Consider the following 15,860-nt stretch of genomic DNA (forward strand, 5'->3'; position numbering starts at 1 on the left):
GATTCGGCCGGGTGCCGAGTGCCACCGGCCGGGCGGAGGGCCGTCACCCGGCCGAATCGGACCGCCCCGCCCACCGAGCCAAGATGGAAGGCAGGTAGTCGACGGTGGGCCCGAGGACGGCCAGCTGCGCGGGGGAGCCCACGGTCTCGATTGTCTCCAGCTCTGGGTCGGCTCCTCCCGCTGTCGCGGCCAGCACCTGCTGGTGACAGCCGCGCACCAGGGCCTCCGGCACCGGGTCGGCCGCCAGGTGCAGGCCGATGTTGCCGTGTTCGCCCCGGGTCAGCGCCCACAAGTGCAGGCCGTTCGGGTCGGTCTTCAGGCCGACCTCCTCCGCCAGTTCGCTGGCGGCGTGCCAGCGCAGGGCGTCGAGGTCGAGCTGCCGTCCGGGCGGCGGGGGTTCGACTGAGCCACCGGGGAGCTGCCAGCGGCCGGGGTGCGCGGTCGAGGCGCCCTCGCGGCCCACGACCAGGCCACCTCCGGTCACCGGTTGCAGGACGGTGACGAAGACCGCCGCCGGCGTCCATCGGGCGTTGCGGATGTGGCGCAGGGCACGGTAACGGTAGGTGATGGGTGCCCACGACAGGATCACGCGGTCCGGCTCCTGCTCCAACGCGATGCAGGCGATCACCGGGCCGTCGAACAGTGCCGGATTTCCGGCCGCGTCCCGCTCCCAGATCCGGTCCACGGCAAGCCGGTCGGCAGCCGAGATGTGCGGGGGAGCGGTCTCGACCAGGTCGAGGGGCTGCGGGTCGAAGAACTCAACGTTGGGCCCGGCCGGTACGTCGGAGTAGGCGGTGGCGGGGCCGTGGCTGTCGGAGGTCAAGGTGCTCCTGGTCGGCTCGGGGTTCGGTGGCTCTGTCTACAAGAAGCGGATTGAGCAGCAGTTGATTGCGCGTGAGAATCGAACACGCCGTTGGGCGGCGGGCCCGGCCCGACACGGCGGGCAGTCTCACTGCAAGGCGTGCCACGGGTCCGGGTGTTCGACGGAGGCTGCTGTGGCCATGGGGAGCTGATCTCGGCGTCGATGACCCGCACGGTCAGTGCGCCGAGCCGGGAGAGGAACGAGTCGTCGCCGCAGCGGGCCACCGCCGGAAGCCTGCGTTCGGACTTGCACCGCACCAGCAGGGTGGGGCCGGTGGCGGCCAAGCGGTTCAGCAGGTCGGCGGCGGCGTAGACAGCCTAGCCGTTGGCGGTCTGACCCTCCGCCAGTGCCTTGCCGTACACCGCCGAACTGCGACGGACCGTCATGCCCAGCTCCTGGTAGAGGCCGAGCGCGCCGGTCTCCGAATGGGTCCAGAGCGTGCAGGAGCGGTGGCCCCAGCGGTACGAGGCCCGGAATGCCTCCCGGAGCAGCAGCCGGGCGATGCCCCGGTGCCGGTGGTCCTTGCGGACGGCGACCCGCTCAACGTACCCCTCCTCACTGCCTGGGGTGTCCAGCGCTAGTACCACCCCGACCAGCTCCCCATCGGCGAAGGCCAGCGGGGAGAGGGCCGGCGCGAAGGTGTCCCGGTCGACGCTCAGCGCGGCCCACTCCTGGTACGACTTGCGGCGCTTCTGCCACTCGTCGAAGGCGTCCTCCGTGAGCAGGTACGCGGCCCGCTCGTCCCCGGCCTGGAACGGGCGGACGGTGATGCCCGGCAGCGGCTCCGGCACCTCGGGCTCGGTGGCCAGCTCGATCTCGAGCTGCCACTCGGTGACGAAGGCCTCGTAGCCGTGTGCCCGGAGCAGCCTGACCGCCGCCCGGTCGGCGTCCGGTACGGTCTGGCTGAGCCGGTTGTCGCCCGCCTCGCGGGCCCGCCCCTCGGCCCATTCGAGCAGCGCGCCGCCCAGCCCCCGCCCCCGGTGCGCCGGGTGCACGTCCATCGTGCTGCGGCGCCCGCGCACCCAGGCCCAGCCGACCACCTCCCCCGCCAGGTCGAGTAGCAGCCGGGTGTCCAGCGCCGGGTCCAGGCCGGGCAGCGCGAGCTCGGCGGCGATCCGGTCCGGGCCGGTCTCGGCCCGGCCGAACAGCTCATGCTCGCGGGCCGTGACCAGCCAGTGGATCGCAGGGACGTCAGCAGGCGTGGCCGGCCGGCTGCGGTATGGGGACGGGAGTGACGGTTCAGACATGGAGCTGACTCTGAGTCACCCGGGTCGGCCCTGTCGACCGGTTTGGCGTTCGGACCCCGTCGGGCTGCTACTCGGACGCACCGCCGGGGCCGAAGGCCAGGGCGGCGAAGTGCTCCACTATCCGGCGGCGCCTCGGCCGAGGCCGGCAGGGCCCCGGGGCTACGCGTGCGTGGAGTTTCGGCCGCGCTGCGAGCGAGGCGTCTTCTCCCCGACGGCGCGGGGCTCAACGGTGCTGGGGTCGACGGCTTCGCCGGGCGCGCCGGCGGCGTAGAGCCCCGCAGGGTCGAGGTCGCGGTCGTGCGGCAGGAGAAAGAACACTCGGCGGCGGTGCAGGCCACTGTCGGGGTCAGCTACGGCAGTTTCGTCGAGTTCGGCGTAACCGACCATGCGGCCGTCCCGAAGCCAGCGAGGCTTGCCGCGACGGCGCGGTGTCTTGTCGATGGTCTGGCGTACGTAGTCGAAGGCCGCAGGGTCTTCCAGCCAGACCACGGTCTCTTCGTGGATGAGAACGCTCCGGTCCAGTAGCGAGCTCATGACCGATGGCCTTCCTTCGTGCGTGCGGGCTGGGGCTGGAGACGGTTGGCGAACAGGAACGGGCGGTTGGTGCCTGCATCGTAGAGCGGGTGGCCCTGCCACGCGTAGGCGGCACGAACAGGTGTGCCTACTTCGTCTGCCCACGGGGCTGAGTGTTCAGTCGGCAAGGAGGCCGATCCCCGGGTAGAACTTCCGACCATTGGACTTGACCATGTCGTTGGGCGAGGCCAGGCCGAGATCCGTGCGGATACGGGTCGCGAAGGCCCGCTTGCTGGTGGGACGGGAACCCTCCCCGGAAGTGCACCAGGCGGCGTAGGCAGCGTAGAGCTGTCCCTGCTCGACACGCAGTTCGGTTTCCTCGCTGGTGCGAGTGCAGCACTCGGCCAGGAAGCGGCCGATGGTGTCCTCGGTGGTGGCGTAGGCGTCGGTGGCCAGGCGCACCCGGGTGGGGCCTTCCAGCGGGTCGGGCACGCCGGTGCCGCCGGTCTGCCGCTGCTCACGGAGGTCGTGGTAACGCACGGCGCCCTGGACCACCCAGTGGAGGATGCCGGGGCCTTCGTCCCGGACGAGTTCCAACGCAAGGTTGTCGATCTTGTTCTCGTCAGAGACCGTCTTCTCGAAGGGGACCAGTCGAATCCGGCGCCAGAAAGCGAATCCCCCGGTCCCGACCTCGGGCTTGTGGTTGCCCAGCAGCCACAGGTGGTGCGTCGGCGGGAAGGAGAAGAAGTCCTGCCGCATCCTGCGGGCCTTGATCTTGTCACCGCCGGTGAGCAGCTTGACCCGTGCTTCGTCGAAGCGGTCCGTCGGCTTGAGTTCGGAGCACACCAGGAGGCGCCGACCGTGGAGTTCGGTCAGCTCGGTCGAGTGCTCGGTGAAGGCCCCGCGGTCCATGAGGAAGCCGGGCGGTGCGGCATCGGCGTAGTCGCCGAGCAGCTGCAGCATCACATCCAGCAGAACGCTCTTCCCGTTCTTGCCCTCACCGTAGAGGAAGGGCATGACCTGGCCTCCAACGTCGCCCGTCGTGGAGTAGCCGAGCAGGACGTGCAGAAAGTCGATCATCTCCCGGCCGGCCTGGTCGTCGCCGAAGGTCTCGACGAGGAACCGGGTCCAGCGGGGGGTGGGCATGTCCTCCGGTGCCACACTGGTGGCCCGGGAGTGGCATCCCTCCAGGGGCGACGGCTTCTGTAGTTCACCGGTGCGGAGTTCGATCACTCCGGCGGGGGTGCACAGCGCCCAGGGGTCGCTGTCCAGGTCCCAGGCGGCCATTGAGAGGTCGGGGGATGCCTTGGCCTGTTCCAGGAAGCTCTTGATTCCGGCGGTGCTGCTGGATCGCCGCCGATGCAGGGCGATCTCGCGGTCACTGAAGACGCTCGTCGGGTCGCTGTCGGGCATCTGCTCAGCGAGTTCGCCCGCGGCCCACAGCGCGGCCTTCTCCGCGCCCCGCCGCCACCTGTAGTCGGCCCACTGGTACCAGCCCAGACCCTCGACGTGGCGGAAGTGGTCCTTGTACAGGCGAATGAACAGCTTCGCGTTGCCTCGGTCCGTCAGTTGAGGTGGCAACAGGCCGTCGTCCTCTGCCCGTACTACACCGCCCGCCGCCTTCTGGTGAGGCAGCGGTGAGGCCGCGGTGAGCTGCTCCTCGAACTCCAGCATCTGCTGAGAGGCCTGGGAGGCGGTGGCGTCGAGCCCGCGCGGGGTGTCGGCGACGCTCATGGACGATGTCCTTCGGAGTGGAGCGGGCGCAGTGAACCCGCCGAGCGGGGGACGGTGATCAAATCTTCGACTCTGCGTACGTGGCGGGCACCGGCCGCTGACGCCGCCGATCCAAGCTCGGCCGCGGCCTGCTCGCGGCTGGGCTCCCCAAGCCCTCGCACGGCCCTCGCTGCGGCAGGGCCGCTCGGCTCAGGTGCGCGCACGTTCTGTCCTTCGATGGGTCGGGCCTCGGTACCAGTAACTTCCGCCGACTAGCGGACAGAGACCGAAGGGACTGAAGGGACCGAGTTTCGGAATGGAATCCAGAGCCTAGCGTGCGGCCGCCTCGCCCCCGCATTCGCACCCCCCGGACGGTCCAGCCCAACTCCACCACCAATGGCACCTGTCTAACCTGCCACTTTGTGTAGAAGTCAAACGATCTGCCCGATTTGGAGAGACCGAAGGGACTGAACTCCCGAACCCTATCCCGCTCATCGCACCAGGGTCCGAGACACGCCGGAAGGCATGCCCAATACTCAAACTCAGTCCCTCCAGACCCTTCGGTCTCTGGTAGGCCCCCGTCAAGCCCCAGACTCCGCCCGAGTTGAGGATTGCCGACGGCTGCACCGCCGGCGCTAACACAGTGGTCACCGCACTCCCGCCGGCATACTCAGCGACGGCTCACGGGGCTGCCGGAAGCACGGCCGCACCGTGACAGAGCAGGCGCGCTCCGCCGGGGCGGCAGCGCCCTACTGCTCCTGGCTGTACTCACCGACGAAGTCCGGACCCCTGGGTGCTGGTTGCGGTGTACGGTGGCCGACCCCGTGCCGAGCGGCCGGCGTACTCATCTGGCCGACGCTATCCAACACTCCGTTACTCATCGCCCCAGGCACACGACTGCCTGACCGTCAACACCAGCGAGGCTGAGAGCATCATCGATCGCCGCGCACAGCACCGGTAGCGCCACGTCGAAGTCGCTTAGGGCGGTGACCGGTGCATCCGTGGCGACCGCGCCAACGGTGACCAAGGCGACGCGCTTGGCTCGGGTGAGGTGCTCGCGGGCGGTGGTGCAGGACCCCGCTGGTCAACTCGTAGGGGCCTCGGCATCGACCTCCCCAGCCCCCGTCACGTCGATTCGCGCCATCACCTCGGCCGCGGTGCCGGCCAGGCCCGCAAACTCCAGCTCAGCGTCAGGCCACCGGTCGGCGAGACTGCGGTCCATCTGCCGGCCCTCTCTCCAGTAGCGGTGGCCAGATCCAGAGCGACCTGCTGCTTCTCGGTCAGGCCGCGACCAGCCTCGGGCCCATTGCCGAGCTCCGGTTGCGCCTGGCGCCTGGTGGCGCGGTACGTCGTTCACTCGCTCCACGGATGCAGGCTCTTGGTTGTCATGCCCGGAGAACTGCCCGGCCACTTGACCGGTCCCGGCGTCATACCGGCGGGAAGGGTCTGGAAGAGGCTCAGGTCAGCTCACGCTCGGTCCCTGGGCATAGTTGCAGCTCAAGGCGTGTTTTCGACCCGGAGCAGGGACTAAAGGGACTCAACTTCCCAATTATGAGCAGAATCCCGCACTTGTCTCTTGTGTATGCGCGCGCCCATACGAACAACCGGTCAATCCTTAATTCGGCTGATAACTAGCACGTTCGGTCCCTTCAGTCCCTCCATCCATGCCGAGATGCCTTCTGACCTGGGCGAACGTGCAAGGGACTGAACGGCGGAGGAACAGGGTCCGAAGTGACTCATGCCGGACTGACATGCCGCTCCTGGTACCCAAGCGCACGTGCCGCTTCCGCAGCCCGGGCTAGGGTCGCGGTCCGTTTGATCCACCACTGGTCCCACTCTCACAGCGCCGATCACGATCTTCCGGCTGCCGCCGGAATCGGGCCCTTGAGGGCCCTGATCGCGCTCCCGATGCTCGGGGGCCGGCCCTCGATGTCGCATTCCTGATGCTTGGGCTGGTTGCCTTCCTGCTGGTCGGCTCATCGCGGTTCCGCCCGGTGGTGACGCCGTTTGCTTGGAGGGTCAGCAGCTGTGATGTTCGGGTGAGGTTCAGTAGGGATGCGGCTTCGCGTCAGTGACTGCCTGGGGGAGGAGTTGCAGGTGGGACTGTGTGGCCGGGCTGGAATGCTGACGCTGGCCCGCACTGCCACTGACGTGTGGCCGCACCAGCCGAGTACCCCCAGTCCGTACCTCACAGGGGGTACTCGCCCCTGGTCGACGGGCCACACCCCGCTGCGCTTGATGCCGGGCAGTGCCGCGGAGCCCAGGTACATGTGGCCGGTCTCGCGGAGGACGGCGGAGTGGAGGCCGTCGGCAGCGAAGCGCAGCGCGGGCGCGGTAAGCACGGACGCGGCCAGCGCTCGGGCCGCGGCGAGGGGAATCAGCACGAGGGCAGGGTGTCAGCAGGTACTGACAGACCATCGCCACAGCGGAGGGGGAGAACCGCCGGGGAGGGCGACGGAGCCGAAGCGGCGGTGGGCCTGCAGGGCGGGTGACAGCCTGAGTCGCTCGTTTTGCGGCGACACGACTGTAGCGACTCAGGGACGGGATTATGATGACATTCGCGTGTGCGTGTGTGCGTGATAGACCCGTCCTTGAGTCGCTACAGTCGCTTTTTTGCTGCGGCTGGGACGTTGACCTGGTGTTTTGCTGGTTCTGACGTGGCCAGCGACTGAAGGTGTTCAGTCGCTGGCGGATGTCTTAGTCGCTGCCGGGTTGTGTTGCCCGGGCGGTGAGCGCCCGTCCTGCCCACGACTGGCGGACCGCTCGGCTAGTCTTTGCAAGCCATATTGGAACTTGAGTCGCTTCGGTCGCTACCTTTCGACATTGAGTGCTCCTGACCAGGCGTTTTTCTGTTCAGCGACTGAACGAGACGCCCCGGAGCCAACAGTGCTGACATGAGGGCGGCCTTAGGACGGATCGGGAAACGCCGACGTGACGCCGCACCCGGAGGAAACTCTCCTCCACCTCGCCCGGCCAGGGTCGCTGGCCGTCGCACGGTGGTGCGCGGAGCAGGGCTGGCCGGTCCACGCCCTGTTCCCCGGGGGATAAGACCCCGCCGGGGAACTGTGCGGGCTGCCAGAGCCCCGGCTACCGGCTGGGCGGCTGCCCTTGCAGGGAGGCAGGCCGCTGGTGCCACGGTTTCCATGCCGCTACGACGGACAGCTCGCTTCTCGACCGGTGGTGGGGTGGGAACCCGGCTTTGGGAGTGGCTGTGGTCTGCGGGCCGGCTGGCCTGGTCGTCATTGACGTCGACGCCCACGATGAACCTGTCCCGGCGCGCGACCGAGTCCTGTCAGGGATCGAGATACGCGACGGCGTCGACCTGACCGGCCTAGCCAACGGCTTCCACACCCTGGCCCTGCTGGCTGCCCTGCGGGGCCAACCCGATCCGGCAGCCGACGAGTCGACGCTGCGTGTGCGGACTCCCTCAGGTGGCCTGCACCTCTGGTACCGGTCTCCGGCAGGCCGGAAGTTCCTCTGCTGCACTGGCTCCAGCAACGGCCGAGCCCTGGCTTGGCAGGTCGACATCCGGGCCCACGGCGGCTACATCATCGCCCCCGGCACCGCGACCGCCGTCGGCGTCTACGAGCCCGTCGGCGAAGCCCGCGACCCTGCACCGTTGCCCGACCGCCAGAGCCCGGCCCCGGCCCGGCCCGGCCGGCAGGGATGCTCCCTACATCAGGAACGTAGTCCTGCCAGCTCCCGTCTATTCCCTGCCCGGTGCAGGAGGCTGCGTACGGGTGCTGGCCGCCCCGGCTGCCCTCGTCTTGGCTTGGCCCTGCCCAGCTGTCCATTCCTCGGCCAACAGGCCGAAGATCACCTCATTGAGGAACTCGCCGTAGACCCAGGCCGAGCGCCGCAGGGTGCCCTCATGGGTGAAGCCGGCCCTGAGCGCGACGCCTCGCATGGCCGCGTTGTCGGCGAGGGTCTCGATACCCAAGCGGTGCAGGCCACGGACGGCGAATCCGTACTCACAGAGCACCCGTACCAAGTCCGCTCCCAGGCTTCGGCCGCGGAAGGACGGACGCAGCGCGAGCCCGAGATGACCGGTGCGGTTGTGCACGTCGATGCCCCACAACACGGCCTCGCCGGCCACCTCGCCGGTAGTCCGCTCCACCACGGTGAAGATCGCCGCGTCGTCGTTGGGCTCGGCCACCGCGAACGGCGAGTGCGGGCCAGAGGCCACGGGATGCCAGGGGCGAGTGTCGCCCCTGGAGCGGACCAGGACATCCTCGTACAGCTCCGCGTGCAGGATCGGGACGTCCGCCTCGATGCGGGCTCGTAGCTCGATCTTCTCGCCTTGAATCATGCGGCCAGTGGTACCCCCTGAATTCCTGACCCGCAAGACAATTTGGTTCGCCGTTGAACCTGGAGGCTGGCGCCGACGCGAGACGGTAGGCGGTGATGGTCCTCCCTGAAATTTAAGGAGCCTCATCATCCTGTCGATCTCCGGGGTGGTGTTGTGCCATGTGAGGCCCGGTCCGGCCGGGCGATGGCTCTCCTGCGCGCCATGCGATCCACGGGGTCCCGGCCGAGGCGATCACCGACGACGGCAAGCAGTTCACCGGCCGCCTCACCCCGCTCCGCCCCGCCGAGGTCCTCTTCGCGCGGGTCTGCCGGGAGGACGGGGTGAGCACCAAGCTGACGAAGCCGTACTCGCCGACCATCACCGGGAAGATCGAACGCGGCCCCACCCGTCCCTGGACATGGCCACACCGGCCACCCTGTGTCGGCGTGAGAGCAGTGATCGGGCCGAGCGGAGCCGTGCGCGGGGAACCAGACTGAGCCTGGCCGGCTCCGGTGGACAGCCGCGTCCGGGCCCCACTGCAGGAGGACAATCCGGCCGGGCGGGCGGCCTGCGGGACGATCCACCTGGACCACATCTTCGGCGCCTCACCCAGGCCACTCTCAGCAAATTCGACAGGACGGGCCGGCAAAAATGCCCGTGTTCGCCGGACGGGTGCACCATCTCCGTCGAGGATTCGACATGAAGCGGCCCGCACCCCAACCAAGGGGGCGCGGGCTTTTCTCGGTGCCGGGCACCGCCTGAGCGTGCCGATAGACCGTCGTCAGAGCCTCGTTGTGCTGACAGAAGCCTGCGCGGTGTCAGTCGCTGTACTCCCACTGCTCGATGCAGAACTGGGCCCCGCTGACTGTGGTGTCCCCGGCCCGTTCGGCCTGCACCCACACGTTGATGCCGGTCGAGCCCAGGTTCCCGGTGGGGCTGTAGCGCATTTCCAGTCGATGCTCTTCGATGTACCGGATCAGGTCCGCTCCGACGGCGGAGGGCTCGCGGCCGATCAGTTCGATGCCGTCGAGGAGCACTTGCGGGCCGGTGCGTCCGTGGACGGTCACCGCGCTCAGCACGGGGCCGTTCTCCTCGTGCCAGTAGTGCGCGCTCACCCCGGCCCGGTCGTAGCGCTCCTCGGCCAGGTGCCACTCCTCGGGGTCGCCGTCCCCTGCCCACGGGGCGCCCGCCGGGAAAGGGTGGTACCCCCGGCGGTCAGCCGGCACCTCACCGTCCAGCGCGGTCATCACCTGTTCCGGGCCCATCCCGAAGCGCAGTGGGCCGACGCCCCGCAGCGGCGTGCACTCCCAGCGCGGCCGGTGCTGATCGGCCGTCACCGGCCAGGGCCCCTGTTCCGCCTGCCCAGCGGAGGAGCCGTAGCGCTTGGCGACCGACAGGGCATCCCACGGGGCCTCGGCCAGTTCGGGGCCGGTGACCAGAACGCTGGTGATCATCGCGTCCCGGCGCTGCTTGTACCCCTCGGGCGCGTGCCCCCACTCCTGCTCCACCCGCACGGAGAGCCCCCAGGCCGGCACCTCCGGCTCCCCGTAATGGTTCACTCGCACTACGACCTTCTGGGAGCGGGAGAGGCGGTGGAGGTCCGCCCGGGCCTCGGAGGGAACACGCGCGACCAGTTCGACCTCACCCAGCCGTACCAGCGGCCCGCCCACCGCATCGATCGCCACCGCCACCAGCCGCGGCCCCGGCCCGTAGAACACGGTCAGCCCCGGCTCGTCGTAGTACTCCCAGACCACCCCTTCTCCCAGCCCCTGCGAGACATACGCGACCGTCCCCTCCAACGCCTCCCGAACCTGCTGCGGGCTCATCCCGAACCGCAGTGGCCCCACCCCCGCCAGCGGGTCGAGCACCCACTGCGCCCGATCCCCCGGCGCCCTGTCCCACCAGCCCACTTCAGCCCCCACGAGCGATTCCGGCCGCATCCGGCGCGACACTCCGATGATCTTGCCGGTCACCCTAGACGCGCCCGCCGACAACACTCCAGTCACCGGACTCCGTGCAGAACGACCTCACGTCACCAGCCCCGCCCGATGGTGTGTTCGAAGTGAGCAACGTGGCGGGTACCGACGCCTATTCGACCGTCGACCTGGACGGCGGCTCCCCGCTCGAGTCCGTCTCCCACACCCCGGTCCTTCACCGCGGTTAGGCAAGCTCAGTACTCAAGCGAGCGCTCCAAACCGGCCCGGGTACGCGTGGCCAGTACCTCTTCCCCCAACAGGGCGCGCAGCTCGGCCCGCTCGTGCGGGGTCAACGCGTCGTCCCGGGCGCGCGCCTGGGCGACGGCCGCCGCGTCGGCGGCGCCCCGGGCCGCCAGCCGCGAGTCCGGGTCGGTGCTCAGGGTCAGCGCCGCCCGGAGCCGCAGGGCCTGGTCCTGCTGCGGTAGCAGCCGGTATCCCGCCCGCCGGACCTCGACCCGGCCGGGATCGGCGAGCAGTTCCAGCGCGAGGCCCTCTGGCAACCGGTCCCGGTCGGTGCGCAGTGCTCGGCTCGCCTCCCGGATCACCCCGGCGTCCGGGTCCCGGAGCAGCGGCACCAGTTCGGCTGGGGCGACGGATCCTCGCAGCCGCAGGGCCCGGACGGCCCGGGCCCGGACCGGGCCGCTCGGGTGAGTGAGCAGGCCGGCCAGCAGTGGCCGGTCGGCCGGGATACCGAGTTCTGCCAGGCTGTCAATCGCCCCGGCTGACGGGGCGTCATCGGCGATCAGGGTGCGGTACCGCAGGGCCGGGTCGCTGCCCAGCCGGCGGGCGGCTTCCCGGGCCAGTGCCCGGACCAGAGCGGCAGGGTCCGCTAGCCGTTCCGCGACCCGCTCGGTCTGCCCGAGCCGGAGCAGCCCGGTGAGGGCGAGCACCCGCACGCTGCCCTGCTTGGCGGCCAGCAGTCGCTCCAGCAGTTCCGGGCGGCCGGTCCAGACCGCCTCGCGGGCGACCGCTTCGGCGGCCCGGGTCCGGACGGCCGGGGCCGGGTCGGTCATGGCTGGGGCGATCAGGTCCCGGGCGCGGAGGCGGCCGGTCTCGATCCCGGCCCGCAGGGCGAGCACCCGGACCCCGGCGAACGGCGAGGCGAGCAGCTCGGTGATCAGGGCGCCGGTCTCGTCCACGCGCGCTTCGGCGCGGCGGCCGTCGGTCCGTACGGGCTCGGAAGCCGTACGCGGCTCGGTCAGCAGCGTGGCGAACAGCTGGGCGCGGGCGAACTCCCCCCGGCTGCGGCGGGCCAGCAGCAGAGCGGTCGGGGCGATGGCGGACGTGTACCTCCCAGGCGTCTCGGTGAGCAGCCTGACCAGCCCGGCCCGGGCCCGCTGCCGGACCGGCGCCGCCCAGTCAGCGGTACGCAGCACCAGGAAGGGCATCAGCTCAGGCAGGGCCAGGTCCACGATCCGGCGCACTGCCGTCTCCCGCTGCCGCCCGTCGCGGTCGAGCGAGAGTGCGGCCACGGCACCGATCCGGTCCAGTGATCCGCCTTCGCGCCGACTGCGCCGGCCGATGGAGTCCAGGGTGAGCAGCAGGGCCGGGCGCTCGGCCAGCGGTCGCAGTTCGGCCGCCCTGGAGGCTCCGGCCAGCAGGGCGAGCAGGGTGGCGACAGCGTCGGGGTGGCCGCCGCGGGCCAGGCGGGCGTCGGCTTCCAAACGGGCGGTGATCATTCCCCCATCCTCTCCGAGGGCGCAAAGGCATTTCCCGAGACCGCGCGGTCGCACTCCACAGACCTCGGCGCCCGGTTCGCGCGAGCCCGCCCAGGGGTGGTGCGGCCTACTACCGGTGGGCGGCCGGCGGTCCCATGAGGAGGGCGGTCATGGAGTTCGACGGACGATCCCCGCAGGGGCAGGGCTCAGCCGCTCGCAGCCGTCACCAGGATTGCGAGGGCCGGTCCCTCCTGGGCAGGGCTGGGGTCAGCCTGCCCAGAGGTTCCCCCGCTCATGGTCCCGCAGGCGGCTGGTTGCGCTCATGACGGATCGTCGTTCCGGTCTCCCCGCTTGTGATGTCGAGGGCTCCGTCGTGCAGAACGAGGTGGCGGGCCGCATTGTCGTCAACGGTGACGCCGGGATGGCCGGCACCCTGGAATGCCTCGGCCCGCAGCTGGAAACGGGCGGGGTTGGCACCCTGCACGGCGCGCAGACGCCAGGGTGCGTCATCAGCGCTCTCGGGGCGGGGCGGTACAGCCAGGTGCAGGAGTGCGGATGCGCTGTGGTGGTCGCCGTAGCGTGTGCGGGCCGAGGTGTACATGGCCAACCGGAGCTCGGCCTGTGGTGAGCCGGGGGCCGTCCAGAGGTCCGGAGTGGGCCGCTGTGGTGCATCGGCGGCCGAGTGCGATTGGGCCTGAGCGCGGAGGCTGGTGAGAAGATCCGGTCGACGGGTCGTCTCTGACAGCACCGTGGCGAACCAGTCGGCGAGAGCGGGGCCACCGCGCCGGGCCCAGGTCTCGATGAGTCGTCGGAAGGCTGCTTCACGGCGGTGGGACGTACGGTGCGCGCCAGCGGCGAGGATGGCCTCGCCCGCTCCGGCGAAGGCCCGTTGGAAGTCGTGCACCGGGACGCGGTGTGCGTGCCCGGCCGGTCGTTGCCGCGCGCAGTGTGCTGCGGGTTCCGATGTCGATCGCAACGCCGTCTGCCTCTGTTCGAAGGACGACGCCCCGGGCGTCGTGGGAGTCGAAGCGGACCTCGGTGATGTCGCGCAGTCGTATATCCAGCGTGGCGGTATCTGGAGAGTTGACGTCGTCGACGGGATAGGAGCGGGCCACAGCCAGTTCGAGATGGCCGACGAGACGGCTGCCGGCCCGTTCGACCTGCAGGTGGCGAACCGCGGCCGACGGCAGGTCGTAGTCGACGGCGAGGCTCTCCGTGATCTGCGGTGTCACCACCATCACCGGGGCCATCACCTGTCCCAGAAAGTCACGACCTGGAACGTACGGCTTCGGCGGCGCCAACAACTCGTCCAACGAGTGACCGGCGGCCGAGGCCTGGTCCCGCACCCAGGTCCACCTTTCCTCACCGAAGCTGGCCAACCACTCCAGAGTCGCCCGTGCACGACGCTCGCGCCTGCTTTGCGTGCCGGCCGTTGCAGCCCGAAACAGCGGAAGGGTGTTGTTGTCCCACACGTCCGCCGCCACGCGAATGGTCTCCCGGTCGAAGCCACGCGCGTCTGAGGAAGCGTCCGCGATCTGCACCAGCGTGCGGTCCAGCAGGGCTCCCAGCACGGCGACCGCGGAGCTTCGTTGGACCGGCGCCGCTCCACGCAGCCAGTCCGTACCTGCACGGCGCCATGGAGAGGAAGCATCGAGGTTGGCCATGCCGGGATGGTCGCACGAAACACGATCACAGCGGACGGGAGCCCGGACACGTTCCGCTGTACCGAGCCGGTAGTACGCCGGCACCGCGTGTGGAACGTGATGCGCCGTAGCAGGTAGGTGCGGCAGGGAACCTGCTGTAGCCACCGTCGGGGAGAGTGAGGGTGGCACTCCCCAGCATCGCGGCGTCTCTGCCTGGTCGGGTGTTGTCCGCGGACAACATGGGTCGCTGTCATCGTGCGCTGCGGCGGGCAGTGTGTGTGGGGTGGGCAGTGCCTGTGGTCTCCTCGTGTTGTCTGCGGACGACCTCGACTGGCCTTTGCAGTTGCACTGCCGCTGTCCACCGCTCCCCCTCCCGCGGTGGGGATGTTGTCCGCGGACAACATGGGTCGCTGTCACTGTGCGCTGTGGCGGGCAGTGTGTGTGGGGTGGGCGGTTCCTGCGGCCTCCTCGTGTTGTCCGCGGACAACACTGTCTTGTGACTGTCCGGGCCAGCCATGGGCTACACGGGTAGCCCGCAGCACCTGTCGCGGTCCATCGGGAGCGTCCCGTCCTGTTGAACGCCGACATCCTGATCGTCGGTGCAGCACAGGGAGCGCCGGTGTGTTGTGTGGACATTGAAGTCATGGGGTTGGAGCTGGCCGGGGCGGTGAACCGAGGGCGAGGCTGTGGCTCGGATCGGTGCCCCGTGACGTATCCGAGGCTGCTGCGAGTTCTGCCCGTCGGCTCCTCAACTGGGAGGGGCCCGGAAGGCGGAGCAGCATTCGTCGACGACGGAGACAGTGGCGATCTCCCCGGTCTCCGTGCGCCCCAGCCAGACGGCGGATGACCCTTCGGTGACAAACGCCACGAGGTCTGCCCCGCTTTCTTCGTCACTTGTGCGCTCGAACCAGTTGTCGACGAGAGTCTCAGTCTCACGGGGCTGCCGGTTGCCGGCCTGGCATCCGTGCCAGAACGCGCGGAACGGCGCGGTCAGGGCTGGCCAGGCCGCGGCGTCGGAGAAGCTTCCCATGTTCGCCTCGGAGCTGAACCCGGTCCGGTCGCCGGGGCGGATCATCTCGATGTCGTCCTCGACGCCGAGGGCCCGCTCCCAGGTGGTGACCGGTGCGTCGGTGATGCAGAGTCGGATGGCGGCAACCGTCCGTCCGTCGAAATGCTCGCCCATGAACTCGTAGGGCGCTTCCGTCCAGGCGGCCTCCACCCGGAAGGCGCCGGGCGGGATCCGCTGCGCCAGTTCCCGGCCGCTCCGTGTTCTCAGCTCCGGATCGTCGTCGTCCGGCCACGGTGAATCTACGATGAGACGGCCGCTGGGGATGCGGACTGTGGTCACCTCCGTGACCTGGACGGCGCGGACGGGGGTCGTCGGATCATCGAGACGTGTTCCGAGCGGAGTACCTGGAGTGAATACAGCTTCCAGATACCAGCTCTCGGTGGGGCCGGCCATCAGCCGGGTATCGGGTCCAGAGCGCATGCGCCGACGATATGCGGTCGCGTCGACTACCTGACGGGCCGGTGCGAGGGCTGCTGGCTGCCCCTCACCGATCAACGTCCGCCGCGACCATCCACTCCGGCGCGACTGCCAAGTCGCCTCCGAGATGCTGGCATGTTGTCCGCGGACAACATTCTTGGTGACTGCGGTAGCCGGTGGTCCGATGCTTCGGGGCACAGCAGGGTGGCCTCCGCCGGCCCTGGCTCCCCGCCCCCTCGGTGCCGCTGACTGTTGATGAGTCGGTGACCGTTGCGCTCCGGTGCCGTTCGATGATCAGCCGCTTCGGAGTTCCGTCGTGACTGAGCGCAGGCGTGACCGGTCCTCGCCGGTCTGTTGCGACTGCTGTGGAGCTGCCGGGATTGTTGTCCGTGGACAACACGTTCTTCACCGGTGCAGTCGTGGGGGGGGTGGGTTGGGAGCGGAAAACAACCCCCACCCCCCCACGGAGGGAGA

9 protein-coding genes and 2 pseudogenes are annotated in these 15,860 nt (G+C 69.7%); 2 read left to right on the forward strand and 9 right to left on the reverse strand.

Features of this window, described 5'->3' with window-relative positions; all coding sequences use genetic code 11:
- Nucleotides 1-43: 43 nt before the first annotated feature.
- The 4 genes from ACFUK0_RS13600 to ACFUK0_RS13615 all read right to left on the reverse strand — a co-directional run bounded on the left by ACFUK0_RS13600 (nucleotide 44) and on the right by ACFUK0_RS13615 (nucleotide 4,356).
- Nucleotides 44-823: an NUDIX hydrolase gene (locus ACFUK0_RS13600; protein WP_380249490.1), complete on the reverse strand. Its 780-nt coding sequence runs from the start codon at nucleotides 821-823 to the stop codon at nucleotides 44-46.
- Between the two features lie 356 nt (nucleotides 824-1,179).
- Entirely contained in the window at nucleotides 1,180-2,109 is a 930-nt protein-coding gene (locus tag ACFUK0_RS13605; protein ID WP_380249492.1) for a GNAT family N-acetyltransferase, read from the reverse strand.
- A gap of 159 nt (nucleotides 2,110-2,268) precedes the next feature.
- The gene (locus ACFUK0_RS13610) at nucleotides 2,269-2,643 is read right to left on the reverse strand and encodes a DUF6009 family protein (protein ID WP_380249494.1); all 375 of its coding nucleotides are present in this window, start codon (nucleotides 2,641-2,643) and stop codon (nucleotides 2,269-2,271) included.
- 156 nt (nucleotides 2,644-2,799) lie between these two features.
- On the reverse strand, nucleotides 2,800-4,356 hold the full coding sequence (locus ACFUK0_RS13615; RefSeq protein ID WP_380249496.1) for a phage/plasmid primase, P4 family: 1,557 nt from the start codon (nucleotides 4,354-4,356) through the stop codon (nucleotides 2,800-2,802).
- A gap of 3,064 nt (nucleotides 4,357-7,420) precedes the next feature.
- Here ACFUK0_RS13615 and ACFUK0_RS13620 point away from each other — a divergent pair.
- Nucleotides 7,421-7,903 (forward strand): annotated as a pseudogene (locus tag ACFUK0_RS13620) (bifunctional DNA primase/polymerase); the annotation flags it as partial.
- A gap of 138 nt (nucleotides 7,904-8,041) precedes the next feature.
- Here ACFUK0_RS13620 and ACFUK0_RS13625 read toward each other — a convergent pair.
- Nucleotides 8,042-8,644: a GNAT family N-acetyltransferase gene (locus ACFUK0_RS13625; protein WP_380249498.1), complete on the reverse strand. Its 603-nt coding sequence runs from the start codon at nucleotides 8,642-8,644 to the stop codon at nucleotides 8,042-8,044.
- Nucleotides 8,645-8,853: 209 nt separating this feature from the next.
- On the opposite strand from ACFUK0_RS13625, the pseudogene ACFUK0_RS13630 reads away from it, so the two are divergent.
- A pseudogene (locus ACFUK0_RS13630) lies at nucleotides 8,854-9,021 on the forward strand (IS481 family transposase); the annotation flags it as partial.
- A gap of 420 nt (nucleotides 9,022-9,441) precedes the next feature.
- Here the strand turns inward: ACFUK0_RS13630 and ACFUK0_RS13635 are convergent.
- The 4 genes from ACFUK0_RS13635 to ACFUK0_RS13650 form a co-directional block, all read right to left on the reverse strand.
- Nucleotides 9,442-10,629: a hypothetical protein gene (locus ACFUK0_RS13635; protein WP_380249500.1), complete on the reverse strand. Its 1,188-nt coding sequence runs from the start codon at nucleotides 10,627-10,629 to the stop codon at nucleotides 9,442-9,444.
- A gap of 164 nt (nucleotides 10,630-10,793) precedes the next feature.
- Nucleotides 10,794-12,278 (reverse strand): HEAT repeat domain-containing protein, encoded by a 1,485-nt coding sequence (locus ACFUK0_RS13640; RefSeq protein WP_380249502.1) that lies wholly within the window; start codon nucleotides 12,276-12,278, stop codon nucleotides 10,794-10,796.
- An 800-nt stretch (nucleotides 12,279-13,078) separates the two neighbouring features.
- A complete protein-coding gene (locus ACFUK0_RS13645; protein ID WP_380249504.1) occupies nucleotides 13,079-13,921 on the reverse strand; it encodes a hypothetical protein in 843 nt (280 codons plus the stop codon).
- A 727-nt stretch (nucleotides 13,922-14,648) separates the two neighbouring features.
- Nucleotides 14,649-15,389, reverse strand: a complete 741-nt coding sequence (locus tag ACFUK0_RS13650; protein WP_380249506.1) for a DUF4241 domain-containing protein — start codon at nucleotides 15,387-15,389, stop codon at nucleotides 14,649-14,651.
- Nucleotides 15,390-15,860: the final 471 nt, after the last annotated feature.

Source organism: Kitasatospora sp. NPDC057223 (assembly GCF_042669755.1).
In the GTDB taxonomy this organism is placed as follows: Bacteria; Actinomycetota; Actinomycetes; order Streptomycetales; family Streptomycetaceae; genus Kitasatospora.

Excerpts from the sequence above, each read along its gene's own strand:
- ACFUK0_RS13615 (WP_380249496.1), bottom strand. The coding sequence starts at position 4,356 with ATGAGCGTCGCCGACACCCCGCGCGGGCTCGACGCCACCGCCTCCCAG.
- ACFUK0_RS13605 (WP_380249492.1), bottom strand. The coding sequence starts at position 2,109 with ATGTCTGAACCGTCACTCCCGTCCCCATACCGCAGCCGGCCGGCCACG.
- ACFUK0_RS13610 (WP_380249494.1), bottom strand. The coding sequence starts at position 2,643 with ATGAGCTCGCTACTGGACCGGAGCGTTCTCATCCACGAAGAGACCGTG.
- ACFUK0_RS13625 (WP_380249498.1), bottom strand. The coding sequence starts at position 8,644 with ATGATTCAAGGCGAGAAGATCGAGCTACGAGCCCGCATCGAGGCGGAC.
- ACFUK0_RS13645 (WP_380249504.1), bottom strand. The coding sequence starts at position 13,921 with ATGGCCAACCTCGATGCTTCCTCTCCATGGCGCCGTGCAGGTACGGAC.
- ACFUK0_RS13640 (WP_380249502.1), bottom strand. The coding sequence starts at position 12,278 with ATGATCACCGCCCGTTTGGAAGCCGACGCCCGCCTGGCCCGCGGCGGC.
- ACFUK0_RS13650 (WP_380249506.1), bottom strand. The coding sequence starts at position 15,389 with ATGCGCTCTGGACCCGATACCCGGCTGATGGCCGGCCCCACCGAGAGC.